The organism is Streptomyces sp. 4F14, from assembly GCF_048159485.1.
Classification (GTDB): Bacteria; Actinomycetota; Actinomycetes; order Streptomycetales; family Streptomycetaceae; genus Streptomyces.
In genome coordinates this window covers 186,516-211,688 of record NZ_JBLRVY010000005.1, presented here as the reverse complement: position 1 = coordinate 211,688, position 25,173 = coordinate 186,516, and the positions used below count along the sequence as shown (strand labels likewise).

Here is a 25,173-nt window from a genome sequence, read left to right as displayed (position 1 = left end):
GGGAACGCCGCTCCCCCACCCCGCGCCCCGCCCGGACCGGTCAACTCCCTGCTCCGCCCCGGGAGATGGGCCGCGCTCTCACCGCGACCGCACGCCATCCGCTCCCAGCGGAACCTGCTCAGTCCGATCTCGAAGAGGCTCGTCACCGTCGAGCCCTCCACGGCCCACGCGGCTCGCCCCGGCTGCCCGAGCCGGAGCGGCACAGGCGAAGACGTGCCGGCGGTCCGCTGAGAAAGCCGGAGCCGCCGTCGAAGGGTTCAGGTCCGCTTGGGCCACGGTGTCCGCCCCGGCGCCGACCAGGTGCACAGCAGCGGCCGGGTGGGCCGTACGGCGAACTCCAGCGCCGCGAGCGGCGTTTCGCCGAGGTCCCAGATCAGGCCGTCCAGGTGGGCGCGGACCCGGCCGCCGGTGCTCATGAAGACGTGGCTGCTGCTGAGCCACCAGCCCACCGGGTCGTGTTCCTCGCCGAAGAGGTCGTTCAGAAGGCGGGCTTCGTCGCGGTAGCGGACTCCGCGGTTGGGCGTGATCCAGTACGGCTCGTCGTTCATGAAGTTGGGGCCGGCGGACAGTGCGGGCTGGATCTCCAGGCCCCGGAACTCGGCCATGAAGGTGCGGAAGGGCTCGCCGGCCGGGTAGCCGACGTGGGTGAGCCTGTCCACGGTGTCCGTGATGTCGACGCGCCTGCCTGGCCGCCAGCCGGCGGCCAGGAGACTGTCACGGACGGGAAGGCTCAGCCCACGGTCGTCCTCGGTGGGCTCAGGGCCCGATGAAGAGGTTCTTCTGGAGGCGGCTGCACCGTCCACAGGGTCTGGCGACATCGCCGTGCTCCCACTGCCCGTCATCGTCGTCGCCCACGTGGACGACGTCCATGTGGCCGCCGCGGATCGCCCCGGGACCTTCGGCATTGTATGCCTTGATCAGGCACTTGGTCTCGGCGCAGCCGCCGTGGTGGTCGTTCTCGTCGAACACGTCCTGCATGTCCGGCGGGACGGCGAGCTGTTCCTTGTTGTGCGCCCGGTAGGTCTCGCCGGAGGGCGAGGTGTACTCGGCGGCGTACTCAGCGCCGTACGCCTCCGCGATGTCGGCTGTGTCGAGCAGCGCCTGTGACGGGGGGCAGTTGTGGACGAGGACCGCGGCCGTTCCGACGAGCACGTGGTACGTGTGGACGTCGCTGACCGTCAGGTTGTGGACGGCCTGCGTCTGCTGCGTCCACCGCTGGACCGCGGTGACCTGGACGAGGGTTCCGGCGCTGGTGCGCAGCCACTGGCCGGCCCGCAGGTCGGTGGCGCCGACCCACTCGCGGAGTTCCGGGACCCAGAAGGGGTGCCCGGCGGTCGCGGTGACCGACGCGGTCCTGGAGCCGTCGATGCCGACCGTCACCTTGACGAGGTGCTTCAGCCCCCGTCCCTTGATCTCGGCCGTGACCGTGCGGGCGCGGGTCTCGCCGGACCGCTCATCGGTGGCGACGACCTTGTCGCCGGTCCTGACCTTCTCGATCGGCTTGGTGGAACCGTCGGCCATCAGGACCTTGGTGCCGGGGACGAAGCTGTTGCAGGTGGGGCCGCTCTCGCCCGACTTGCCGGAGCCGCCGCTCCCGCTGGAGCCGCCGTTCCCCCGGGACGATCCCCCGGAGCTGCCGCCCGGCTTGGAGCCGCCGCTCTTGCCACCGCCCCCGCCCCCGCCGGCACTCTTCGCCGTCGAGACCTTGGGCGCCGCCTTGGCCTGGGCCTGCTTCTGAACCGGGTTGCCCGTCTTCCGGGCCCGGGCCGCAGCCGCGTCGGCCGTGCGTTTCGCCTGTTCCGCCGCCTTCTTCTTGGCGCGTTGGGCCGCTTCCTTCTTGGCCCGTTCGATCGCCGCCTTCTTGGCGCGCAGGGCGGCGGATTCGGCGGCCTTGGCGGCCTTCAGGACCAGTTCCGCGGCCTTCTTCGCCGCGCGGAAGGACTCGATGGCCTTGATCGTGCGGTTGACGGCCTTCAGGACGGACGGGATCTTGCCGAGTTTGGTCCAGGGGATGGCGCCGATGATGAGGCTGCCGCAGGACCACATGTCCCCGCCGAAGCAGGCCATGGCGTCGTTGATGCCGATGAAGTCCTTCAGGGTCTCCCAGGCGACGGCGAGGATGACCGAGGTGAGGGACTTGCCCATCATCGACTGGGCCTGCGCGACCTGGGCCGCCGAGAGGCCCGCGCCCGCGAGGGCCGCCGCCCGTTCCGAGGCCGTGAGGCTGATCGCCAGGCCCGTCGGGTCGGACATGGTCACCGGGTTGTTGTGGGCGTAGGAGTACCCGTTGGACTGCAACACGTCGTTCAGGTCGAGGACCGGGTCCGCGGAGAGGAAGCGGCCCACGACAGGGTCGTACAGACGCGCCCCCAGCGGCTGGAACCCGGACGCGTCGTCCCGGGTCGCGCCCAGGAACCCGGTGTGGGTCTGGACGTTGACGCCGACCGTGCTCGCGGCGCGCTGGTTGCCGAACGGGTCCTGCTTGCGCATCCGGACCGTGTTCGTGCTGTTGAGCGCGACCTCGACGTACGTACTGCCCTGGTGGTCGCCGGCGAGGGCGACGAGGTTCTCGGTGCCGAGGCCGTACGCGTAGCGCATGACCGCGCCGCCGGGTGCCGAGTAGGTGCGCTGGGTGTTGATCAGCGCGCCGCCCGCCATGGTGGTGACCTCGGTGTCACCGAGGTACAGCGTGGCCTGCTTGCCCTTGATCGCCAGCAGGCGCGAGCCGTCGGGCCCGTACACGTACCGGGTGTCGTTCTGGGCCGCCCACTTCTGCTCGGACTTGGTGGCGTCGCAGGTGGCGAGGACGACCGGCGTGGAGTTCGCCGAGTTGGCGTCCTTGACCGCCCCGCACAGCGTGCCGTACACGAGCTGGCCCGCGGTGTTGCGCTTGAACTCCTGGGCCGGGGTGCCGTCGCACTTGCGGATGCCGAAGGCGGAGCCGGCGGTGTTCGCGGCGGGCTGGAGGCACCAGTCGTCGTAGACGCGGAGGGTGCCCTTGTCGGGGTCGGTGCCGGGGACCTGGGCGAAGCGCCAGCTCTGGCCGGGGGTGCCGTTGCAGGAGTAGAGGTGGACCGGCTGGTCGGTGACCGTGAGGCCGCCCTTGAGGTCCAGGCACTTGTCGGCGAGGCCGATGTACGGGGTCTTGCCGCCGGTGCCGGCGCCGGTGATCCGCTCGACCTTGCCGTCGTACGTCCAGGCCAGCTCCTGCTTGTCGCCGGTCTGCGTCGACGTGACCGTCTTGGTCTCGCCGGTGAGTTCGTAGACGCGCTCGGCCTCGGCCTTGACCTCGGCGCCCTGCGGGGTGCGGGACGTCTTGGTGACCTTGGTGAGGGTGTGCGGCTGGCTGCCGTCCGCCTTGCCGTAGGCGTACGAGGTGACCGCGTCCTGCTGCGAGGAGCCGGTGAGGTTCTTCTCGGTGAGCTTCTTGCGGTTGCCGGCGAGGTCGTACTCGTACTCCTGCCAGTAGCCCGAACCGTCCGCGCCCGCCGAGACGTTCAGCGTGCCGTCGGACTTCTTCGGGCCGACGCAGGACGTCTGGTCGGCGGCCGTCCAGGCCGACTTGAGCTGGCCCAGCGGGTCGTACGTGAAGCACTGCCGCTCGGTGGCCCTGCCCTCGGCGTGCTCGTTGATGGAGGTGACGTTGCCGGAGGGGTCGTAGCCGTAGGTGCGGCGGGACACCAGGTTGCCGGAGACGGTGTTCTTGTCGCCGGTCTGCTCGCGGTAGACGAGCTGTTCGGCGAGTTCGCCGCTGGACTCGTCGTACGTCGCCTGGGTCCACACCCGGTACGGCTGGGCGCCGAGCGTGGAGCGCAGGACCTGGCCGTAGGCGTCGTACTCGGTCTCGGCGCCGTACCAGTCCTCGCCTGAGACGGAGAGCGGACGGCCGTCCTCGTTGTAGCGGACGACCAGGGTCTCCTCGCCGAAGCGGCCCGCCTTGGGGAGGGTCGCCTCCTGGAGCATGCCGGTGTCGGTGTAGGAGAACTTGGAGCGGTACTCCAGGTCCAGGCCCCAGGTGTCCTTGACGGACTGCGGGAGGGTCAGGGTGGTGGAGGTCGGCTGGTAGTCCTTGGTGTAGCCGTCGATCTTCTGGACGTACTTCTCGCCGTCGGTGACGCGGGTCGCCGAGTACGGCATGCCCTTGCCGCCGGGCGCCTTGTCGTACTCGAAGGACGCGAGGACCTTGCCGTCGGCGTTGTCGGCACGCTGTTCGGTCGGCCGGGACAGCAGGTCGTAGCCGTTCCAGACCGTGCCGCGGGCGTTGGTGGTGGTCAGGACGCGGCCGCGGGCGTCGTACTTGGTGCTGGTGGTGCCGGTGTCGGGGTCGGTCGCGGTGAGCGGGCGGCCCCGGTGGTCGTAGGTCCACGACCACGGGTGGGCCTTGTCGATGGAGCTGGTCGCGGTCTCCTGCTGGCCGCCGGGGTTGTACGTGTACCGCATCGACGTGAAGCCGCCGGGGGCCTCGGGGTTGAAGGTGTCGACGCGGCTGGTGCGGCCGAGGGCGTCGGTGAAGACCTGGTAGGAGGAGGTGCCGGCCGGGTTGATGACCTTCGACCAGTCCTGGCCGTACTCGTAGCGGATCGCCTTCTCGGCGACCGGCTCCGCGGAGGACTCGCCGGACTGCGGGTCGGTGACGCGCAGGACCGGGGTCTCGGTGAGGACGCGGCCGAGGCCGTCGTAGGTGTAGCGGGTGATGTTGCGGACCGCGAGGTCGCTCTCCGGCTGGAACAGCTCGCCGGGCTTCGCGTCGCGGGTGAGGTAGGCGTTGTTGGTCTGCCAGATCTCGCCGGAGCTGTTGTAGAGGGTGTCGGTGATCAGGTGGCCGCCGCCGTCGGCCTCCTCCTGCGTCTGGCGTTCACGGCCGAGGCCGTCGTAGAGGGTGACGGAGGTCTCGACGCGGTTGTCGTGGCCGCGCGCGCGGGTGGTGATGTACGGCGGCTTGCGGTCCGGGTTGTCCTCGTCGTACTTCGGGATCGTGTAGACGGCCTTGAAGTCCGGGACCGCCGAGGCGGACGGGGTACGGCCGGCCGCCCACGCCTCGGTCATCCGGCCCAGCGGGTCGTACTTGGCCTCGCTGACGTGGCCGTTGGCGTCGGTCGTCTTCAGCGAGGTGCCCCGGCCGGGCTCCAGGGTCTGGATCTGGGAGTGGCCGGCCGCGTTGGTCTCGGTGACCGTGAAGACCTGGCCGGTGGGCGGGTCGAAGGTGATCGAGGAGGGGTTGTTGTCCGGGTCGAACCGCTTGGTGACCCGGCCGTACTCGTCGAACTCGGTCCGGCCGTCGGTCTGGAAGCCGGTGCCCGCGCCGTTCAGCGACCAGGTCTGCGACGCCTCGCCGAGCGTGCCGGCGAGCAGCGGGTCGCCGTAGTCCTGGCCGTCGTAGGCGGTGCGGACGCCGCCGGTCAGGGTGGAGTACTTGGTGAAGTCGGCCGCCGCGCAGGTGGTCGGCGAGACCAGGACCTGCTTGGAGAGGCCGATCAGGTTCTTCGCGGTCTGGTGGAAGTACTCCAGCTTCGTGCAGGACTCGTCGCCGGACCTGCCGGTGTCACCGCGCGACTCGACCTGGGTGGGCAGGCCGTACACCGGCTCGTACGTCGTCGTCGACTCGACGGTCCGCAGCGGGCGGGGGTCGTCGCCGGTGCCGGAGGAGCGGGTGTACGCGATCTCCTCGGGCTCGGTGACCCGCCAGGCCCGCAGCGGGGTGAGGCCGTCGTCACGGGTGCGGGTCGCGAGGACGGTCGCCTCGGGGACGGTCACCGAGCGCGAGAGCCAGTCCGTGTCGGCGTCGCCCGCGTTGGTGTACGTCAGCTCCTCGGCGATCCGGCCCGCGAACGGCTCGCGGTCCTTGGCGATCTCCGCGCCGGTGATGTCCTTCACCGGTACGTCGTCGCCCATGCCCCGGAAGAAGCGGGTGACGGACTTGGAGCGCTTGCTGCCGATCTTGTCGTCGTCGGCGCCGGTGATCACCGAGGTCTGCTCGAACCCGGCGAACTGGGAGTACGTCCGGGTGGACTTCTTCGTGAACTCGGCCTCGGCGAGCTTCCAGCCCGGGTTCTTGTACAGGTACTCGGTACGGGTCGCGAGCGCGCCGTCGACGTTGGGGAGTTCCTCGACGGTGTCCACGACGTACTTGTGGAACCAGTCGATGTCCTCGACCTCGGGGTCCGGGTTCCAGAACGCCGGGTAGCACAGCCGCGTGTTGGCCTTCAGCGCCGCCTTGTCGCCCTTGCCGGGCAGGCCGGTGCCGGTCTTGCAGTCACCCTCGGGCGTCTTGTACGAGACGACGGTCTCGCCGCCGTACTCGTTGATGACACGGCCGACGCGCAGCCGGGAGAAGCCGGGGCGGGCGTCGTCCTTGACGCGGTTGGGCATGTCCTCGGCGTTGGACTCGAAGCGCACCGCGTTCAGGGTGGTGCTCGCGCCCGCCGGGTCGTAGCCGGTGCGCTGGACGGACTCCAGCCACAGGGCCGTGTTCGGGCCGGTCTTCAGGACCGGGAAGTTCTGGGTGAGGGTGTACTTGTCGACGGGCTGGCGGGCCGTGGAACCGGCGACGCGCTGCGTCTCGGTGCTGACCGACGTCAGGCGCTTGCGGGTCCAGAAGGACGGGCCGGCGTTCCAGCACATCTTCTTCGACTGGCAGCGCAGGTCGGCCGGGGTGTCGAACCAGATGCGGTACTTGCCCGGGTCCTTGTCGGCGAAGTTGGTGTCCGAGCAGACGCCGTCCTTCGGCAGGCAGCGCTCGGCGACCGCGAAGGAGATCCGGGAGGTGGCCGGGGAGCCGAAGATGCTGTTCAGCTTGTTGCGCTGGCCGTAGTCGATGTGGTCGAGCCAGCCGCCTCGGTCGTACTTGACCGGGGCCTTGAAGTTGAAGTTACGGGCGTAGTAGTTCTCCTCCTTCTGCCACCACAGGGACATGGCGTTGCCGTGGAGGTCCTCGACGTAGTCGAGGTTCCAGCGCCAGCCCTGCGTGCAGGCGGAGTTCTTCCACTCGGACTGGTAGCAGTCCTCGCCGCTGTGGTTGCCGTACACCGGGACCGTCAGGACGGAGTCGGTGACCGTGCCGCTCGGGGCGCCGGGCAGCTTGTGCTTGCCGAAGTGGTACTTGGTGCCGTCGCGGGTGGTGACGATCCAGTACTCGCCCTTGTAGGCGCCGTTGCCGGTGGACTCGTCGCGGATCTGCTGGACGACCGCGCCGTCGCCGTTGGCGGTGGTCCACTTGCCGTCCGCCCACACCAGTTCGGTCGTGCTGCCGCCCAGGGACAGGGTCGCGTTGTTCGAGCCCCAGCAGAGGTCCGCGGTGCGGTGGGTCTTGTTGTTCGACCCGTCCTTCTTGGAGTCCTCGCGGCAGGAGGCGTAGGTGCGGGTGATGGAGCCGGGGTTGTAGTCCCAGCCGTCGCCTATCCAGGACGCCTGGTTGTTGGACGCCGAGGTACGGCCGTCGACCGTCTGCGAGCTGTAGTTGAAGGCGACCTTCGGGGTGAGGCCGCCGGCCGACTCCGGGACCTGGATCTGGTAGCCGTAGGTGAAGGCGCCGGAGGAGGAGCCCGAGGACCAGGAGCCCGAGGAGAGGAGGGGGGAGGCCGTGAAGTCACCGGCGGCGGAGGCGCCGGTGTCGAGGGCGCCGACGACCTGGGGGCGGGAGGCGTCCACGGCGGGGAGGACGGTGGCGGTCTGCCGGGCTTGGGCGGTGCCGGTCTTTCCGGCTTCGCCGGTCTTGAGGGCGGCCGTGTCGGCGGTGCCCGCGGTCGGCGCGCTGTCGCCCAGGAGGCCGGCGACCGGGACCGAGCCCGTCAGGATCTTCCGGGTCGTCGCCTTCTTCGCGGCGGTCGTACGGGTCGGGGCCTGCGACGCCGGGACCGTCTCGACGGAGCTGGAGAGGCGCTCGGCCTTCTCCTCCGCCCTGCCGGACATCGTCGCGGTGCCCTCTTCGGCGGCGCAGTCGCCGGTGCCGGGGGCGTCCATGACGCAGTCCGGCAGCAGCATCAGGCCGAAGCGGTCGGCGGCCTGGGGGCCGTACAGGTCGGCGAAGGCGGTGGTGTCGACGGCCAGCGCGACCTGGGCGGCCGGGTCGGCGGTGGCCGGCGGGGTGACCCGCATGACCAGGCCCGAGACGCCCGCGTCCTGCGAGGTGGCGGGCGGTGCCAGCTCGACCTTCCAGGTACCGGCCAGCGCCGCCGGGTCGCCGCCCTCGGGGACGCCGACCGCGATCGGGAGGTCCTCGACGGGGACGGTGGTACCGGGTGCGGTGTCCGTCGTGATGGGTGCGGTGCCGCTGTCCTCGGTCCACGCGGTGACGGCGGTCGGCACGTACGGCTCGACCGGGACCTCGGGCGCGGTCGTGATCGTCTTGTCGGCCTCCTCGTCCCCGTCCAGCGCGGGGGTCTCGGGGAGGTCGGGCAGGTCGACGCTGCGGGTCGCGTCCGGCGCGGGCGGCACCGCCCACGCCTGGGCGGACAGGCTCGTCACCGCCAGCGTCGTGGACAGCAGGAGGACGGTCGCGACGCGGCCGAGCCGCCGACGCCGTCGTGGACCATGAGCACGCATGCGCGTCGACTCCACCCAGGTGATGCGAACAACAGAGGTGTTCGGCACCTTCTGACATGAACCGCACAGGGATCAAGGCGGCCGAAGTGGACGGATCGGGTCCCTTTGAGACGTCCGTCACAGGAGATTTCCGGCCAGATCGACGCACTGTTGGCGCGTAAGGGCTCAGTAAAGGCCATTTCAAGCCTTCATCACAGCTTTATAAAATCTTCATATGTGGACGAGCGGTGGGAACCGTGTGATCGTGTGCGCGCCCATGTCCGTCTGGACCACACGGGAGTAGACCGCCGTGTCCGCGCCGCCCCGCCTTCTTAGCCCCTTCGTGCGCACGCGCACCCGGCTGAGCCTCACCGTCTGCCTGGTGCTGGCCGCCCTGACCGCCGCGCTGCTGCCCTGGTGGCAGGGTGGCTCGTCATCGACTCCCGCCGCCCGCAAGCCTGTTGACGCCCGGCCGGTGCACACCGGACCGCGCGACGAGAACGCCGCCGCCGCCGAGGCGCGGCGGACCGGGAAAGAGGTCGTCGTCGACACGGCGACCACCGCCACGGAGATGACGTGGGCCCAGCCGGGCGGGGGGTTGCGCACGCGGCTCAACGCGCTGCCCGTGCGGGCGCGGAACGCGCAGGGGAAGTGGGCGGCGGTCGACAACCGGCTGCGGGTGGCCGAGGACGGGGTGCGGCCGGTGAATCCGGTGGTGCCGGTGCGGTTCTCGGCGGGCTCCGTGGCGGGGAGTTCGCGCGCCGACCGGTCGTACGCCCGTCAGCCGCTCGGCTCTTCGGACACCTTCCTCGCCGAGACCGTCCTCGGTGAACACACCGTCACCTACACCTGGCCCGGCCCGCTGCCGTCGCCGGTGCTGGACGGGCCGCGCGCTCTGTACTCCGAAGTGCTGCCCGGCGTCGACCTGTTGCTGGTGGCCCGCGAGGAGGGCGGCCTCGCGCAGCTCCTGATCGTGAAGGACCGCGCGTCGGCTTCGGCGCTCGCGACCGTGTCGTACGGCTTGAAGTCGCCCACCGCCTCCTTCCGTCACGACGCTGGCGCGGGCCGCGTGCTCGTGCTGGACTCCGCTCGGCGGGAAGTCGGGTCGATCCCGACGCCGTTCGCGTGGGACTCCAGTGGGCGTGACCCCGAGGCGCCGGCCGGTTCGGGGGTCCGTACCTCCGTGGCGACGCCCGCCGATGTCCTGAAACTGTCGGGGCTGAGCGGGATCGAGCCCGGCGCGCGGCAGGCGCCGACGCCGGTGCGGCTGGCCGGGGACGGGACGGGGGCGGCGCGGCTCGAACTGCGCGTCGCCGAGACGGGGTTGCTCGACGACCCCGCCGTACGCTTCCCGCTCTTCATCGACCCGCCGTTCAACCCGGGCTGGCAGGCGTGGACAGTGGCGTACAAGCCGTACCCGAACTCCAGCTTCTGGAACGGCACCAACTTCAGCTCCGGGACCTCGGACGCGCGGGTCGGGCGGGAGAACGACACGAACGGGACGGCGCGTTCGTTCTGGCGGATCGGCTACAGCAGTTCGCTGAAGGGCGCGTCGATCAGCAAGGCGACGCTGACGATCCTCAACAACCACTCCTGGTCGTGCACCAAGCGGGAGTTCCAGCTCTGGCTGACCGGGTCGATCTCTTCGGGGACGACCTGGAACAAGCAGCCGAGCTGGGCCGACGAGATCCAGCGGAAGTCGTTCGCGCACGGCTGGTCGTCGGCCGACTGCCCCGACGACTACGAGGAGTTCAACGTCAGGTCGGCCGCGCAGACCGGTGCCGACAAGGGCTGGTCCAACATCACCTTCGGGATGCGGGCGACCAGCGAGAGCGACACGCAGACGTGGCGGAAGTTCAAGGCGACGTCCGCGGAGATGAACGTCGTCTACAACCGTGACCCGGCGGTCCCGTCGAGCGTGTCCAGCGCGCCCGGCGGCACGTGCAGCACCGCGGCGGCGGGCCGGACCGTCGGCAAGACGAACGTCGTCCTGTCCGCGAAGTCCTCCGACCCGGACGGGAACCTGTCGGCGCTGCGGTTCCGGTTCTGGAAGAAGGACGCGGCGGTGCCGGCGGGGACGCTGGTGACCGCGCCGTCCGGCAAGGCGACGCTGACGATCCCGTCCAGCTCGCTCGTCGACAAGGGCGTCTACTACTGGAACGTCCGCGCCGAGGACTCCGGGGACGGGCGCTCCGCCTACTACCCGGCCAGCGGCAACTGCACGCTCACCGTGGACGGTTCGGCTCCGCCGCCGCCGGACGTGGACAGCGAGGTGTTCCTCGCCGCCACCGACGACGGGGCGACCTGGGCGACCGTCAAGTTCGGCAAGCCGGGCGCGGTGACCTTCACGTCGTCCGGGGCGGCGAAGTTCCGGTACGCCGTCGACGGACTCAACTGGAAGGACGCGCCGCCTCCCACCGCGGGCGTCTCGACCGTCCCCGACCTGACGCCCAAGCACGCCGGGCCCAACACCCTCAACGTCATCGCGTACGACGCGGCCGGCAACCCCAGCAAGACCACCGACTACACCTTCTACCTCCCGCCCCGCGACATCGGCGACGCGCCCGGCGACACCACCGGCGACACCCTCCCCGACCTCCTCGTCGTGGACGCCTCCGGCAAGCTGATCAACTGCGTCGGCGACGAGGGGGGCGAGCTGAACGAGTGCCTCGACGCGGCGTACACCTCCGACGGCAAGCTCAACCCCGCCGGGCACTGGTACAACGCCTCAACCGGCAAGGCCGCGCTGATCAGCCACTACGCCGACGCGTACCCCGGCGACGGCGCCACCGACCTCTTCGCCGTCACGCCCGACGGGGGGTTCTGGCTCTACCCCGGCGACGGGTACGGCAGCTTCGACGTGGGCAAGCGCCTCAAGGTCTTCCTGCCCTCCAACGCCCCCGCCCCCTCGACCTGGATCCAGCTCAAGGCGGTCGGCGACATCACGGGTGACGGCCTCCCCGATGTGACCCTGCGGTCCGGTCTCACCTACTGGATCCTCACCGGCTACACCGGCGGCAAGTTCCAGACCGCGACCCTCATGAACGCCGACGCCTGGGCCCGCCGCGACATCGTCAACATCGCCGACATCAACGACGACGACGTCCCCGACCTGCTCTGGCGCAACCTCGACAACGGCAACATGTACGTCCGCCACGGCAAGCCGGGCGCGGTCGCGAAGAGCGTCGACCTCGACTCCCTCAAGACGGCGGCGGCCTCCCTGAACGGCGACGTCGCCTACGGCACGAGCTGGACCGAGGCCAACGTCTCGACCGCCCTGGGCATCCCCGACATCAACAAGGACGGGATCCCCGACATCTGGGCCCGCTTCGGGGCGGACGGGCAGGTGAAGGTGTACAACCCGTCGCGGACGAACACGAACGCGCCGGTGAAGGTGGTGCAGCCGTTGGACTGGCGGACGGTGAAGGCACTGGGGTGAGCCCGGCCGCGGGCGCCTGGGCCCGGCCGCCTCACGGGGCGACCGGGCCTTTGCCATGCCCTCGCGGTGAACTCCCGCCCAGGGGCGCGCGGTTCGGTGGCTGCGCTCGCTCGGTGCGGTGACGTTGCCGTGGTTCCGGTGACCGGTTCGGGGGTGTCCCCGTTGTTTCGGTGACTGCTCGGAAAGTGCGGGCGGAATATTCGACGGGAGGGATGCCGTGGTCGGGAAGCGTGTGGTGCGGATCGTCGCCGGCGTGGCCGTAGGGAGTGCGCTCGTATTCGGTGTGCCGGGGGCGGCGCATGCCACGGCCGTGGGGACCACGCCGGTGCGGACGTTCGAGTACAGCGTCGGTGGGATGACCGTGAAGGTGCCGACGGGGTGCATGTTCACGCATGCGATCAAGGGGAGCGGGCGGAGGATCACGTATCAGAACGCCGGGGTGGACTGTGCGTTTGTCGGGGCGCTCAGTAGTGGGTTCTGCCTACCGCACACCTCACGTGACGTCACGCATGGCGATCCCAAGATCGACCCTGCGTGTGACAACTCCCCTCAGACGTAGCCGCGTTACCGCCGAGCCTGCATGTCAGCGGGGTGCGGCGGGTGAGTCAGTGTCATCACGTCTCGAAATTAGGGGTGTTGTGAGCGAGCGGCAGGGGGGTTGGCTGCGGTGGGTCGGAGTCGGGGGGTTTGTTGCGGGAGTTGTTGTCGGGCTGGGCTTCTTCGCGTTCTTTCCCGGGCTGCCGCATGTCATCGACTGGGGTGCGGTGATCGTCTCGTTGGGGGTGGGGGGCGTGGTTCGGTGGGCATGTCTCATGTGGGGGCGTAAGAGGGTGAGCGGGCGGACGTGAGGTGATCACGCCGTCCGTTTACGGGGAGTTGCCTTCTTCGCCGGCGTCGACTTCTTCGTGGGCGTCTTCTTCGCAGCCGCCTTTTTGCGGGGCGGCAGCCGCTTGACCTGTGCCTCCGCCTCTTCTCCCCGTGATGCCTTTGCCGCGTTGACGCTTTTCTCCAGGGCCGCCATGAGGTCGAGGACCTTGGCGGAGGAGGGGGGTGCGGGGGTCTCGGAGGGGGGTTCGCCGGAGGACTTCACGGCGATCAACTCCTCCAGCGCTTCGCGGTACTCGTCGTGGAGGTCGTCGAGGTCGACCTCCCCCAGCGTGTCCATCAGGACGTCCGCGAGGTCCAACTCCTCTTTGCGGATGGTGACTTCCGTGTCCGGCGCGATGCCTTCGGGGACGCGGACCTCGTCCGGCCACAGCAGCCCGTGCATGGCGATGGCGTCGCCGACGACGCGGAGCATGCCGAGGCGTTCGCGGCCGCGGAGGGCGTACTTGGCGACGGCGACTCTTTTGCTGCGTTTCAGGGCCTCGCGCAAAAGGGTGTACGGCTTCGCCGCGGGCACGCCGGCCGCGGCGAGGTAGTACGCCGTGTCCATCTGGAGGGGGTCGATCCGGTCGGCGGGGACGAAGGCGACGATCTCGATCGTGCGGGCGGTGGGGAGGGGCAGGTGGGCGAGGTCGTCGTCGGTGATGGGGACGATCGTCCCGTCGGCCTCCTCGTACCCCTTGCCGATCTCGGCGGTGGCGACCTCGCGGTCTTCCAGTTCGCAGACCTTGCGGTACCGGATGCGGCCACCGTCCTCGGTGTGGATCTGCCGGAAGGAGACGGAGTGGCTCTCGGTGGCGTTGACGAGCTTGATGGGGATGCTGACGAGGCCGAAGGAGATGGCGCCGTTCCATATGGATCGCACGGTTGGCATCCTTTCCGTCCCGTTAATCACCGTTCTGCGTGATTCTTATCGTATGACGCCTATCACCTCCGTGGCCGGGCGGCGGCTCGCGCTCAGCAATCTGGAGAAGGTGCTGTACCCGGCGGACGGCTTCACGAAGGGGGAGGTGCTGCACTACTACGCGACCGTCGCGGACGTCCTGCTGCCGCACCTGCGGGACCGGGCCGTGTCGTTCCTGCGCTACCCGGACGGGGCCGCCGGCCAGGTCTTCTTCACCAAGAACGTCCCGCCCGGCACCCCCGAGTGGGTCACGAAAGCGCAGGTCACACGGTCGGACGGGACCGCGCGGATGGTCGTCGTGCAGGATCTGCCGAGCCTGATGTGGGCGGCGAACCTGGTCGCCGAGTTCCATACGCACCAGTGGACGACCGCCGCCCCCGACCTCGCCGACCGCCTCGTCCTCGACCTCGACCCGGGCGCCCCGGCGGGCATCGCCGAGTGCTGCCGGGTCGCGCTGTGGCTGCGGGAACGGCTCGCGGCGGACGGGATCGAGGCGTACGTGAAGACGTCCGGCGCGAAGGGCCTGCACCTCCTCGCGCCGGTCCGCGACGCGTCCCCCGACCGGGTGAGCGCGTACGCCCGGCGCCTCGCCGTCGACGCGGAGGCCGCACTCCCCGGCCTCGCCGTCCACCGCATGAACCGCGCCCTGCGCCCCGGCAAGGTCTTCGTCGACTGGAGCCAGAACGCGGCCCGCAAGACGACGGCCGCCCCGTACACCCTGCGCGCCCGCCCCGAGCCGACGGTCTCCACTCCGGTGAGCTGGCAGGAGGTGGCCCAGTGCCGGGAGGGTCTGGTGTTCCGGGCGGGGGATGTCGTACGGAGGGTGGAGGAGTACGGGGATCTGCTGGCGCCGCTGTTCGAGGCGGGGCGGGCGGGGACCGTACCTCAGGGGTAGTTCCGGAGAGGTAGCTCTAGAGAGGCAGCTCTAGAGAGGCAGCTCCGGAGAGGTAGCTCCCAAGTACTACCCCCTAGGTCCCTCACACCCTCCCCCACGTCCCCCGGTCCCGGGCCATCGCATGCAGCGCCTCCACATCCGCCGGCTTCAGCACCCCCCCCTGCCGCCCCAGCTCCGGCAGCGCGTCGTCCCCCAGTACCCGTACCTCCCGCAGGGGAGCCGTCACCCGGACCTCCGCCGCGCCGACGAGCGCGAGGACGGGGCGTACCTCGGCGGTCAGGGCGTACGACGCCCGCGCGGCGTCCGCGCGGACCCGGCGCAGGAGGGGCTGGGCGTCGCGGCGGCCGAGGGTGACCATCGGGTCGGCGACGAGGACCCGCTGCTTACGGGCGTACAGGGCGTGCACGGCGTACAGCCCGCCGGGCCCGATCGCGAGGTGGTGGAGGCGGTCGCCGCCGGGCAGCGGGACCGAGTGGAGGGTGTGCCAGCCGGCGCGGTCGAGGGCGTCGAGGGCGTCGCCGACCGCCTGCTCGGCGGCGAGGGCCCTGCGGCGGGGGTCGGGGCGCAGGCGCGAGCCGGTCGGCGGGGTGCGGTCGAGGGCGACGAGCAGGGCCTCGCCGGGGCGGTTGGGGGCGAGGTCGTCGTCGGGGTGGAGGGAGAGGAGGGCCAGTTCGGCGGGGGTGGGTACGGGGGGTGGTCCGACGGCCACCGGGCCCGTGAGGAAGGGGGCCAGCGCGTCCAGTACCTCGGCTCTGCGGTCGTCGCTCAGCAGGTTGACCCTGGCGGCCTCACGGTCGTACCAGGCGATGTTCCTTCCGTCGGTCAGACAGACGTAGAGCCGTTCCTGGCCGTGGCGCCAGGTCGGTACGACGCGCAGTGCGGTCATGCGCCATCACCCCAGGCACCATGGGAACAGGACCGGTACGCCAGGGGCAAGAAGGCGGTTACCTTTGGCGCGAGTTGGGCAGGCCACTGGCAGATCCCTCGCACTCGTCCCGTAATACCTCCGACCGTAATACCTCCGAGCTAGTTCCTTGGTGAGCGCGCGTTGGGGAGGCGCTGTTGCGGACCCGCAGGAAGCAGCCCGACGTCCCCGCCCCCGACAGTCCGTGGAACGAGATCGTGCCCGGGCTGTGGATGGGCGGGCACGAGTTCCGGGGCCGTTCCGGGCATGTGGAACGGGCCGTCGTACGCGATCAGTTCGACCTGGTGCAGACACTGCTACGACTACCGGGGTACGGGCCCGACACCGGCGTCGAGCACCACGTCTGGGACATACCGGACGGCCCGCTCGACGGGACCCAGCTGGCCGGCGTCATCCGTCTCGCGCGAGCGGCGAGCGAGGCGCTCGACGAGGGGCGGCGGGTCCTGGTCCGGTGCTACCACGGTTACAACCGCTCCGGCCTGGTCGTCGCCCACGCGCTGGAGCGGCGGGGGTACGGGATGGAGGAGGCGATCCGCCTGATCCGCGCCCGCCGCTCCCCGTGGGCCCTGCACAACGACCTGTTCGTCGAGTACCTGCGGGCGGGCCTGTCGACGGCCCGATTACTGGAGGAACTGGCGGAGTGAAGACCTGAGCAATCGTTTCGGCATGAGCTTTCCGCCGGGAATTTCCTCGCGGAAAAATACCGGGCGCCCCGCCCACCGCCTCTCCTATCGTGAGCCGAACGGGGCTCGGCCATCGGAGGGTGAGGGTTTGACGGACGCGTACAAGGTGTTCCAGGACGCCGAGTCGAGGAAGGCGTACGACGTGTGGGACAGCTATCTCGCCGCCTCGGCCGGAGAGGATCCGAAGGTCCGCGAAACCCTGCGCTCGATGCTGGAGTCCGCCCGCGAGGACGGCGAATACACCTGGGTTCAGACCAAGTTGGCGGAGATGTACGACGAAGCCCGGGAGTCCGGGCTGACTTGGGCGCCCACTCCCCCTCGGCCCTGCGAGGCCGACCGGCAAGTCCGCGACTACGCCAGGGACTTGCTGCGGGGCTCGCTCCCTCTGCGCGTGCTGGACCGGCTCGACAGCATCGGCCTCTCCCTGCGGGTACTGAACCGCCGCTTCGACGACACCCTCGGCCTCGACCGGGCGACCCGCGAAGACGCCGTCTACATCACCGCACGGGCGGAGTCGGCCCTCGACTTCGCCCATGCCGAGGCGGCGGAACGGGAGTTGGAGCGCCTCAAGGCCCTCGCTCGGCGCTGCGGGGTGCTGGACCGAGGGAGATCCGCCGCGTGATGTCGCCGGTCAGATCTTGATCACAGTGACACGCCCACCGCACAGTGCGGCGAGGTCCTCCGGATCCGACGTCAGGATCGTGACAGGCCCGGGAGCGGCGAGAGCGGTGGCTGCGAGCATGGCGTCGACGGCGTACTTGTGACCGTGCAGACCGGCATCGGCCAGCAGGGCCGCCGCGTGGTGAGCGATCGACTCGGTGACCGGTTCGACGACGAGGCGCGAGAGTGTCCACGCCAGGGCAGGCCGGTTGATCCGCGGGTGGACCACTTCGACCAGGGTCGCCGCGGAGGTGATGACGCGCAGATCGTCGGCGAGGGCCAGGGCGAGCCATCGGCTGACCGTGCGGTCACGCAGAACGGCCTTGGCCAGCCCTTCGCTGTCGAGAACCAGGGTGCCGCCCGGAACCGCCGAGGAACGAGTCACGCGGCGTCAGCCTCACGCCGGGCCCTCTGGAGCTGATCACGCACGGCCTGGATCTCTTCATCGGTGATCGGCCCGTGCTCCGCTTCGGCGACGGCGATGAGTTCGTTGAGGTTGTCGCGCTCCACCTGACGGGCGACGGCCGCAGCCACGTAGGCGGACAATCCCGACGGGCCGCTGCGCACTTTGGCCGCTTCAGCGACATCCCTCGGCATGGTGATCGAATATTTGCCGGTAGGTTCACTCATACCACTCATCCTACTTCGAGTCCTCCACCCGCTTCCTCTTGCCCAACCCTTGGTCCAGTCCAGTACGCAAAAAGGACTTCCGCACGAATAAGGTGAACGGGATCAGTGTTCAGTGCGGCATACAGGAGTCCCTTGAGTCTCGCCCGGCGTCTTCGTCTCGTGCTCGTAGTCGCCCTGGTGGGGGCGGCGGGGGTGGGATGCGGTGATGCCGGTGGGCTGCGGGGGGCGGGGCCGACGGCGACCGCGAACTCGCCGGAGCGGCTGTGGCCGCAGATCACGCCCGCGTCGAGCCCGGCCTGGGATCTGGACGAGGCGGAGACACAGGTAGTACAGGGGGTCGTGGTCCCCGGGGACGACATCCGGCGGGTGAACCCGGTCGCCGTCGTCCGCGCGGAGATCGCCGCCGACCCGAGCGACTACGCGGGCGCGAAGGCCCCCTACCGTGATACCGGCCGCCTGATGGCCAAGTGCGGCCCGCCCGGCAAGGGCGCGTGTCCGGTACTACAGCCCTACTACCGGGACCTCACCGGCGACGGCAGGCCCGACCTCACGCTCGGGTTCCGACTGTCTCCCGGCGACCTCACGGCCGTACGCGTCTACACCGTCGAAGCGCACCGCCTCGTGCAGGTGATGGCCTGGGAGGACGCGGTCAGTGCGGTGGAGCTGGCCGGGCGGTCGGTGATCATCCGTTCGCCCTCGGACCTCGCGGACTACGAGTACCGCCTCCAGTGGACCTGGGACGCGGAGCAGAAGGCGATGCTCCTCACCCACGACGAGATGCTGCGTACGGACGGCAGGCGCATGCCGAGCGGGAAGCGGCACGGCGTGCCCTCCGCGACCCCGCAGCCCCTGCCGTCGGCGACGGGTTCGGGGATCGCGTACGTCATACCTGGGACGTACGGCGCCCCCCTCCCGGCCTCGCCGGCCGTGGTAGCCCTCCCGTACTACCCCCGTACCCCCGCGGGCCCCGTATGAGCCCCCCGCGCCTGATCCGCAACCCCCGCTGGACCCGCACCCTCGCCTTCAAGGCGGCGGCGTTCATCACGGTGATGTGCTGCGCGCTGGCGACGATGCTCGGCGTCCTCGTGCACGTCCAGGTGACGAACCAGACGGTGGGCCAGTCGAGGGACGTCGCGCTGTCGAAGCTCGCGGACGCGACGGACGCGTACGAGGCGGGCGACGCGCTGGCGCCGAACGCCGGGGTGGACCCGGAGGGGCTCCCCGAGGAGCTGAAGGCACTGGCGGCGGCGGGCGAGCGCGGCACGATGGTCGCGGACTACCGGGGCCGCCCGCTGATGTGGGCGGCGGGCCCGGCGGCCGGCGGCCGGGCGCTGGCCGTGGCCGTCGAGTACGGCCAACAGGCCCGCACGATCGAGGCGTTGGACAACGCGATCCTGTGGTCGTCGGGCCTGGCGATCGGTGTGACGCTGCTGGTCGGCGCGGTCGCGGTGGCCCGGGTGACCCGGCGTCTCCAGGCGACCGCGCAGGTCGCGCGGCGGATCAGCGCGGGCGACCTGGACGCCCGGGTCGACGACCCGCGCGCGCAGGGGTCGACGCAGGACGAGGTCGCCGCGGTGGCGGCGGCCCTGGACCGGATGGCGTCGTCCCTCCAGGGCAAGCTGCTGAGCGAGCAGCGTTTCACGGCGGACGTCGCGCACGAGCTGCGCACCCCGCTGACGGGCCTGCACGCGGCGGCGGAGCTGCTGCCCCCGGGCCGTCCGACGGAGCTGGTCCGCGACCGGGTCGCCGCGCTGCGGACGCTCACGGAGGACCTGCTGGAGATCTCCCGGCTGGACACCGGCAAGGAGCAACCGGAGATGGACGCCGTCGAGTTGGGGGCGCTGGCGCACCGGGTGGTGGCGGCGTCGGGCGAGGCGGCGGAGGTGGTCGTCGCGGCGGACCGGGTCGTGGAGACGGACCGGCGGCGGCTGGAGCGGGTGCTCGGCAACCTCGTGTCGAACGCGCACCAGCACGGGGCGGAGCCGGTGACGGTGACGGTGGACGGGCCGGTGGTGACGGTCCGGGACCACGGTAGGGGGTACCCGGAGTACCTGGTGCTGCACGGGCCGCAGCGGTTCCGTACGGAGGGCGGGGCGCGCGGGCACGGGCTGGGGCTGACGATCGCGGTGGGGCAGGCGGAGGCGCTGGGCGCGCGGCTCGCGTTCGGCAACGCGCCGGGCGGCGGGGCGGTCGCGACGCTGACGCTGCCGTCGGGGCCGTCCCCGACTGGCGCAACCTGAAAGGCATATCACCCCTTTTCACCCCTACCGTGGCGTTAGTCCGCCAGTACCCGGCGGGCGCTCCTTCTCCCGTCCCCCCCCCGGAGGAACCGCCATGCGCTCCACCCTCACCCGCCTCGGCATAGCCGGCGCCACCGCCGCCCTCGCGCTCGCCGCGGCCGTCGTACCGGCCGCCGCGAACAACGACTGGGACGGCGGCGGCCCCCGGGACAACTGGGGGCAGGGCGGCGGCCACCATCACCACGACAACCCGCGCCTGTACAAGGGCGTGGTGACGGCGAACGGCGGGCTCGTGCTGCGCAGCGCGCCGAACCGGGGCAGCGCGGTCATCCGGGTAGCTCCCCAGGGTGAGGTGGTGACGATTTTCTGCAAGACCTCGGGCCAGCCGATCCAGGGCAACCCGCTGTGGTACCTGCTCACCGACGGCACCTGGGCCTGGGGCGCCGCGCGGTACATCGACAACATCGGCCCGGCGCCGCGCTGGTGCTAGGGCCGGACCCACGAGGAGCACTGTTTGCGCTGTTTGGGTAGGTTCCGGACATGACGAGCGCCGGTATCGGTATCGGGACCAGCACGGCCACCGCGGCCGTACGGCTCCCCCGGCGCCGTGGCGTCGAACTCTCCCTGCTCGTCGTCGCCGTCCTGCTCTGCGTGTCGGGCTACTGCGCCGTGGGGCTGGCGAGGAACGGCTCGATCCCGCCCGGCGCCGCCGGTTACGGCGCCGGGCTCGGCGTGCTCGCCCTGTGCGCGCATCTGGCGGTCCGGCTGCGCGCCCCGTACGCGGACCCGCTGCTCCTGCCGATCGGCGTCCTCCTGAACGGCATCGGCCTGGTCCTCATCCACCGCCTCGACCTGGAGACCCCGGGCGACCGCGCGGCCCCCGCCCAACTCGTCTGGTCCGCCCTGGGAGTTGCCCTCTTCACCTGCGTGGTCCTGGCGCTGCGCGACCACCGCGTCCTGAAGCGGTACGCGTACGTCAGCGTCGCCGCCGCCCTCGCGCTGCTGACGCTCCCGGTGCTGTTCCCGGCCGTCAACGGGGCCCGGATCTGGATCCGGATCGCCGGATTCTCCATCCAGCCGGGGGAGTTCGCGAAGGTGCTGCTTGCGGTGTTCTTCGCGGCGTACCTCGCGGACAACCGCACGGCGCTCGCGTACGCGGGCCGCCGGATCTGGTTCGTGCAGCTCCCAACGGGCCGTGTTCTGGGGCCGATCGTGGCGATCTGGCTCATCAGCGTCGGCGTACTCGTCCTCGAACGCGACCTGGGCACCTCGCTGTTGTTCTTCGGCCTGTTCGTGGTGATGCTGTACGTCGCCACCGGACGCACCGGATGGATCGCCGTCGGCCTGCTGCTCGCGGCGTTCGGTGCGGTCGCCGTCAGCGCGCTCGAACCCCACGTGCACAGCCGTGTCGAGGACTGGCTGCACCCGTTCGCGTCGATCGACGCGGGCCTGGGACCGGGCCAACTCGCCCAGTCCCTCTTCGCGTTCTCGGCGGGCGGCGTCCTCGGCACCGGCCTCGGTCTCGGCCACTCCGTGCTGATCGGGTTCGCCGCGAAGTCCGACTTCATCCTCGCGACGGCCGGCGAGGAGCTGGGCCTCGCGGGCCTGTCGGCGCTCTTCATCCTCTACGGCCTGCTGGTGGAGCGCGGTTACCGCGCGGGCCTCGGGCTGCGCGACCCGTTCGGCCGGCTGCTGGCCGTGGGGCTCGCCTCGATCGTCGCGCTCCAGGTGTTCGTCATCGCGGGCGGCGTGACCGGGCTGATCCCGCTGACGGGCATGGCGATGCCGTTCCTCGCGCAGGGCGGCTCCTCGGTGGTGACCAACTGGGCGATCGTCGCGCTGCTGATCCGGCTGAGCCACGTGGCGCGCAAGGGGGACCGGTGAGGAACGACCTCCGCATGAGCCGGTACATCCGGCACGCCGCCGTCTTCTCCTGCCTCCTCCTGCTCGCCCTCCTGGTCAACGCGGCCCGCGTCCAGGTCGTCCAGTCCCCGGCGTACGACGACAACCCGGCCAACCGCCGTGCGGACATCGCCCGTTACGCGGCGCCGCGCGGCGACATCCTCGTCGACGGCGCCCCGGTCACCGGCTCCCGGGACACCAGGGAGCAGCTCCGCTACGAACGCACGTACCGGGACGGCCCGTTGTACGCGCCGGTGACGGGGTTCTCCTCGCAGCAGTACGGGACGACGCTCCTGGAGCACAGCGAGGACCCCGTCCTGTCCGGCGCCGACCCGTCGCTGTCCTCGTTCCCCCTCCTGAACGGCGTCACCCGGGCCCGCCCGCCCGGCGGCCAGGTCGTGACGACCCTCAACCGCCGTGCGCAGCGGGCCGCTTACGAGGGTCTCGGCGGCCGCAAGGGCGCGGTCGCGGCCGTCGAGCCGTCCACGGGGCGGGTGCTGGCCCTGGTGTCGACCCCGTCGTACGACCCCGCCGCGCTCTCCGGGAACGGGGCCGCCGTGCGCCGGGCCTGGGCGCGGCTGAACGCGGACCCCGAGCAGCCGATGCTCAACAGGGCGGTACGGCAGACGTATCCGCCGGGGTCGACCTTCAAAGTGGTGACCGCCGCTGCCGCGTTGGACGCCGGGATCGTCGACGACCTTGACGCGGCGACCGATTCGCCCGCGCCCTACACGCTGCCGGGGACGACGACGAGCCTCACCAACGAGGGCTCGGGGTGCGAGGACGCGCCGCTGCGGGCCGCCTTCACGTGGTCCTGCAACACCGTGTTCGCGAAGCTCGGGGTGCGGGTGGGGGTGCGGAACATGGTGGCGACGGCGGAGGCGTTCGGGTTCAACGACCCCGGTGTGCGGATCCCGTTCGCGGTCGTGCCGTCCACCTTCGACCGGACCGTGGACCAGGCGCAGTTGGCGCTGTCGGCCATCGGGCAGTACAACACGCGGGCCACGCCGCTGCAGATGGCGACGGTCGCGGCGGCCGTCGCGAACGGGGGGCAGGTGCGGACGCCGTACCTCGTCGAGCGGACGACACGGAAGGGCGGGGCGACGGTCTCGACGTCCGGTTCGACTCCGGCCCGTCAGGCGATGTACCCCTCAACTGCCCTGCAACTCCGGGAACTCATGCAGGACGTCGTGCGCGAGGGGACCGGGACCAACGCCGCGATCCCCGGCGCGGTCGTCGGCGGGAAGACCGGAACCGCGCAGCACGGTGTCGGCAACTCCGGTACGCCGTACGCCTGGTTCGTGTCGTGGGCGCGGGGCGAGCGGGACATGGAGCCCCGGGTGGCGGTCGCCGTGGTCGTCGAGGACGGGTCCGCCGACCGGGGGGACATCAGCGGCGGGGACGTCGCGGCACCGATCGCGCGGGCCGTGATGGAGGCCGTGCTCACTTCGTGAGACGGGGGGGCGTTCCGGGTCGCGGACGCCGACGCGGCACGGGGGTTCGTCTGGAGGTGCCGGAGGGGCTGGGGTGCGGGGTGTGAGGCTCCGGTACTAGTACCGGGGGTGGATGAGGCACAGGTCCCGCACCACCCCCGTACGCCCCCTGCCTCAGAGCGGCTGGCGGATCTCCTCGCGGACCTTCAGCGTCGTCCTCGCCGCCGCCTCCAGGTCGACGTCCTCCGCCTTCTGGTGGACCGTCTCCGCCGAGATCTCGGCGATGGTCGCGCCCGTGTTGCCGTCGACCCACGCGCAGGCGGGGTACATCAGCTTCGTCCCGGCCTGCTCCTGCGCGATGACCTCGCACGTGATCGTCGTGTCGGCGCCCGGGAGGTCGAAGTCCTGGGGCTTGCCGACGATGCTCGCGCCGTCGGCCTCGCCGACGCCCTCCATCATGCTGCGGCGGGAGGAGGCGGTGTCCTTGAAGCGGCCGTACATGCCGGAGATGACCAGGCTGCCCTTGGTCCGGTCGCCGCCGATGTCGTACTGGCCCACCTTCGCCTTCACGTCGCGGGCGTTCCACGCGCCGCTCTCGCGCTCGATCTGCCGGCCGAGCGTGCCGGACATGTCCTGGGCGAACGCGTACTTCCCGTCGAGCAGCGTCTTCGGCAGCGTGAGCTGGTACTTGGCCTCGGGGAACCCCTCGTCGGAGCCGACGACGACCACGAGGGAGCCCACGGCGACCACGAGCAGGACCAGGACGGAGCCGACGATGCCGAGGACGAGCCCGAGGCGACGCTTGCGCGGCGGCGGCGCCGCGGGGGCGCCCCAGGGTTGCTGGCCGTAGGGGGGCATGCCGGGCTGCTGGCCGTACGGGGTACCGGGGTAGGGGGTACCCGGGTAGGGGGTCTGCTGCGGCTGCCCGTAGGGGTTCCCGTACGGGGGCTGCACATAGGGACCGGGCTGCTGCGGGGGGCCGTACGGGCCTTGGGGCGGCGGAGGCGTGGACACGCCAGAACCGTACTCCACCTGGGGGATGCCCCCGTAACAAGTGCTGCGCGAGGGATTGACCACCTTGCTGACAAGCAGTCTCATAAGTGCCATGACGACCCTCACCGAAACCGACGCCGTCGACGGGCTGCGGGACGCGCTCGGGCTGCTCAAGGACCGCGAGCAGGTGGCCGAACGCCTCCTCGCCGCCTCCGCGAAGCACTCGTTCGACCCGGAACGGGAACTCGACTGGGACGCGCCCTTCGAGGAGGGCAAGTGGTTCTGGCCGCCGGAGCTGGTGTCCCTGTACGACACCCCGATGTGGCGGCGGATGAGCGAGGAGCAGCGCATCCTGCTCTCCCGGCACGAGGCCGCCGCCCTCGCCTCGCTCGGCATCTGGTTCGAGCTGATCCTCATGCAGCTGCTGGTCCGGCACATCTACGACAAGGCGGCGACGAGCGCGCACGTGCGGTACGCGCTCACCGAGATCGAGGACGAGTGCCGGCACTCCAAGATGTTCGCCCGCCTCGTCACCCGGAGCGACACCCCCTGGTATCCGGTGAGCCGGGCCCACCACACGCTCGGGCGGGTCTTCAAGACCATCTCGACGACGCCGGGTTCGTTCACGGCGACGCTGCTCGGGGAGGAGGTCCTCGACTGGATGCAGCGCCTCACGTTCCCGGACGAGCGCGTCCAGCCGCTGCTCCGGGGGGTGACCCGGATCCATGTCGTCGAGGAGGCGCGGCATGTGCGGTACGCCCGCGAGGAGTTGCGGCGGCAGATGGTGACCGCGCCGCGCTGGTCCCAGGAGTTCACGCGGGTGACGTCCGGGGAGTTCGCGCGGGTGTTCTCCGTCGCCTTCGTCAACCCCGAGGTGTACACCAACGTCGGGCTCGACCGGCGGGAGGCGGTGGCGCAGGTCCAGGCGAGCGGGCACCGGCGGGAGGTCATGCAGAAGGGCGCCGGGCGGCTGACCGAGTTCCTCGACGACATCGGGGTGCTGCGGGGTGTGGGGCGGCGGCTGTGGCGGTCCTCCGGGCTGCTGGCCTGAGGGTTCGTCCCCG

17 protein-coding genes are annotated in these 25,173 nt (G+C 71.0%); 10 read left to right on the top strand and 7 right to left on the bottom strand.

Annotated features, from left to right (window positions below; genetic code table 11):
• Positions 1-257: 257 nt before the first annotated feature.
• Together ACLZOT_RS10375 and ACLZOT_RS10370 are read right to left on the bottom strand one after the other, a co-directional pair.
• Positions 258-818: an SUKH-3 domain-containing protein gene (locus ACLZOT_RS10375; RefSeq protein ID WP_416968492.1), complete on the bottom strand. Its 561-nt coding sequence runs from the start codon at positions 816-818 to the stop codon at positions 258-260.
• Positions 757-8,541, bottom strand: coding sequence for a ricin-type beta-trefoil lectin domain protein (locus ACLZOT_RS10370; RefSeq protein WP_416968491.1), 7,785 nt, complete (start codon positions 8,539-8,541; stop codon positions 757-759). The genes ACLZOT_RS10375 and ACLZOT_RS10370 overlap by 62 nt, the downstream gene beginning before the upstream one ends.
• 289 nt (positions 8,542-8,830) lie before the next feature.
• Here ACLZOT_RS10370 and ACLZOT_RS10365 point away from each other — a divergent pair, with 289 nt between their 5' ends.
• Positions 8,831-11,959, top strand: a complete 3,129-nt coding sequence (locus ACLZOT_RS10365) for a DNRLRE domain-containing protein (protein ID WP_416968490.1) — start codon at positions 8,831-8,833, stop codon at positions 11,957-11,959.
• Between the two features lie 853 nt (positions 11,960-12,812).
• On the opposite strand, the gene ACLZOT_RS10360 is transcribed toward ACLZOT_RS10365, so the two are convergent.
• A complete protein-coding gene (locus tag ACLZOT_RS10360) occupies positions 12,813-13,718 on the bottom strand; it encodes a Ku protein (protein WP_416968489.1) in 906 nt (301 codons plus the stop codon).
• Positions 13,719-13,761: 43 nt separating this feature from the next.
• On the opposite strand from ACLZOT_RS10360, the gene ligD reads away from it, so the two are divergent.
• A complete protein-coding gene (gene ligD, locus ACLZOT_RS10355) occupies positions 13,762-14,643 on the top strand; it encodes a non-homologous end-joining DNA ligase (protein WP_416968488.1) in 882 nt (293 codons plus the stop codon).
• 82 nt (positions 14,644-14,725) lie between these two features.
• On the opposite strand, the gene ACLZOT_RS10350 is transcribed toward ligD, so the two are convergent.
• On the bottom strand, positions 14,726-15,529 hold the full coding sequence (locus ACLZOT_RS10350; protein WP_416968487.1) for a nuclease-related domain-containing protein: 804 nt from the start codon (positions 15,527-15,529) through the stop codon (positions 14,726-14,728).
• A 176-nt stretch (positions 15,530-15,705) separates the two neighbouring features.
• On the opposite strand from ACLZOT_RS10350, the gene ACLZOT_RS10345 reads away from it, so the two are divergent.
• Positions 15,706-16,212 (top strand): protein-tyrosine phosphatase family protein, encoded by a 507-nt coding sequence (locus ACLZOT_RS10345; protein ID WP_416968486.1) that lies wholly within the window; start codon positions 15,706-15,708, stop codon positions 16,210-16,212.
• Between the two features lie 127 nt (positions 16,213-16,339).
• Positions 16,340-16,873, top strand: coding sequence for a hypothetical protein (locus ACLZOT_RS10340; RefSeq protein ID WP_416968485.1), 534 nt, complete (start codon positions 16,340-16,342; stop codon positions 16,871-16,873).
• 9 nt (positions 16,874-16,882) lie between these two features.
• On the opposite strand, the gene ACLZOT_RS10335 is transcribed toward ACLZOT_RS10340, so the two are convergent.
• Together ACLZOT_RS10335 and ACLZOT_RS10330 are read right to left on the bottom strand one after the other, a co-directional pair.
• Positions 16,883-17,296, bottom strand: a complete 414-nt coding sequence (locus ACLZOT_RS10335) for a PIN domain-containing protein (protein WP_416968484.1) — start codon at positions 17,294-17,296, stop codon at positions 16,883-16,885.
• On the bottom strand, positions 17,293-17,541 hold the full coding sequence (locus tag ACLZOT_RS10330) for a CopG family transcriptional regulator (RefSeq protein WP_416968483.1): 249 nt from the start codon (positions 17,539-17,541) through the stop codon (positions 17,293-17,295). The genes ACLZOT_RS10335 and ACLZOT_RS10330 overlap by 4 nt, the downstream gene beginning before the upstream one ends.
• 132 nt (positions 17,542-17,673) lie before the next feature.
• Here ACLZOT_RS10330 and ACLZOT_RS10325 point away from each other — a divergent pair, with 132 nt between their 5' ends.
• The 5 genes from ACLZOT_RS10325 (at position 17,674) to ACLZOT_RS10305 (ending at position 23,137) form a co-directional block, all read left to right on the top strand.
• On the top strand, positions 17,674-18,516 hold the full coding sequence (locus ACLZOT_RS10325) for a hypothetical protein (RefSeq protein WP_416968482.1): 843 nt from the start codon (positions 17,674-17,676) through the stop codon (positions 18,514-18,516).
• On the top strand, positions 18,513-19,781 hold the full coding sequence (locus ACLZOT_RS10320) for an ATP-binding protein (protein ID WP_416968481.1): 1,269 nt from the start codon (positions 18,513-18,515) through the stop codon (positions 19,779-19,781). The genes ACLZOT_RS10325 and ACLZOT_RS10320 overlap by 4 nt, the downstream gene beginning before the upstream one ends.
• A 94-nt stretch (positions 19,782-19,875) precedes the next feature.
• Positions 19,876-20,271: an SH3 domain-containing protein gene (locus ACLZOT_RS10315; protein WP_416968480.1), complete on the top strand. Its 396-nt coding sequence runs from the start codon at positions 19,876-19,878 to the stop codon at positions 20,269-20,271.
• A 50-nt stretch (positions 20,272-20,321) separates the two neighbouring features.
• Positions 20,322-21,665, top strand: a complete 1,344-nt coding sequence (locus ACLZOT_RS10310; RefSeq protein ID WP_416968479.1) for an FtsW/RodA/SpoVE family cell cycle protein — start codon at positions 20,322-20,324, stop codon at positions 21,663-21,665.
• 14 nt (positions 21,666-21,679) lie between these two features.
• Entirely contained in the window at positions 21,680-23,137 is a 1,458-nt protein-coding gene (locus ACLZOT_RS10305; RefSeq protein WP_416968478.1) for a peptidoglycan D,D-transpeptidase FtsI family protein, read from the top strand.
• 153 nt (positions 23,138-23,290) lie between these two features.
• On the opposite strand, the gene ACLZOT_RS10300 is transcribed toward ACLZOT_RS10305, so the two are convergent.
• The gene (locus ACLZOT_RS10300) at positions 23,291-24,130 is read right to left on the bottom strand and encodes a hypothetical protein (protein WP_416968477.1); all 840 of its coding nucleotides are present in this window, start codon (positions 24,128-24,130) and stop codon (positions 23,291-23,293) included.
• 91 nt (positions 24,131-24,221) lie between these two features.
• On the opposite strand from ACLZOT_RS10300, the gene ACLZOT_RS10295 reads away from it, so the two are divergent.
• Complete coding sequence (locus ACLZOT_RS10295) at positions 24,222-25,160, top strand: AurF N-oxygenase family protein (RefSeq protein ID WP_416968476.1); 939 nt, start codon at positions 24,222-24,224, stop codon at positions 25,158-25,160.
• Positions 25,161-25,173 lie beyond the last annotated feature (13 nt).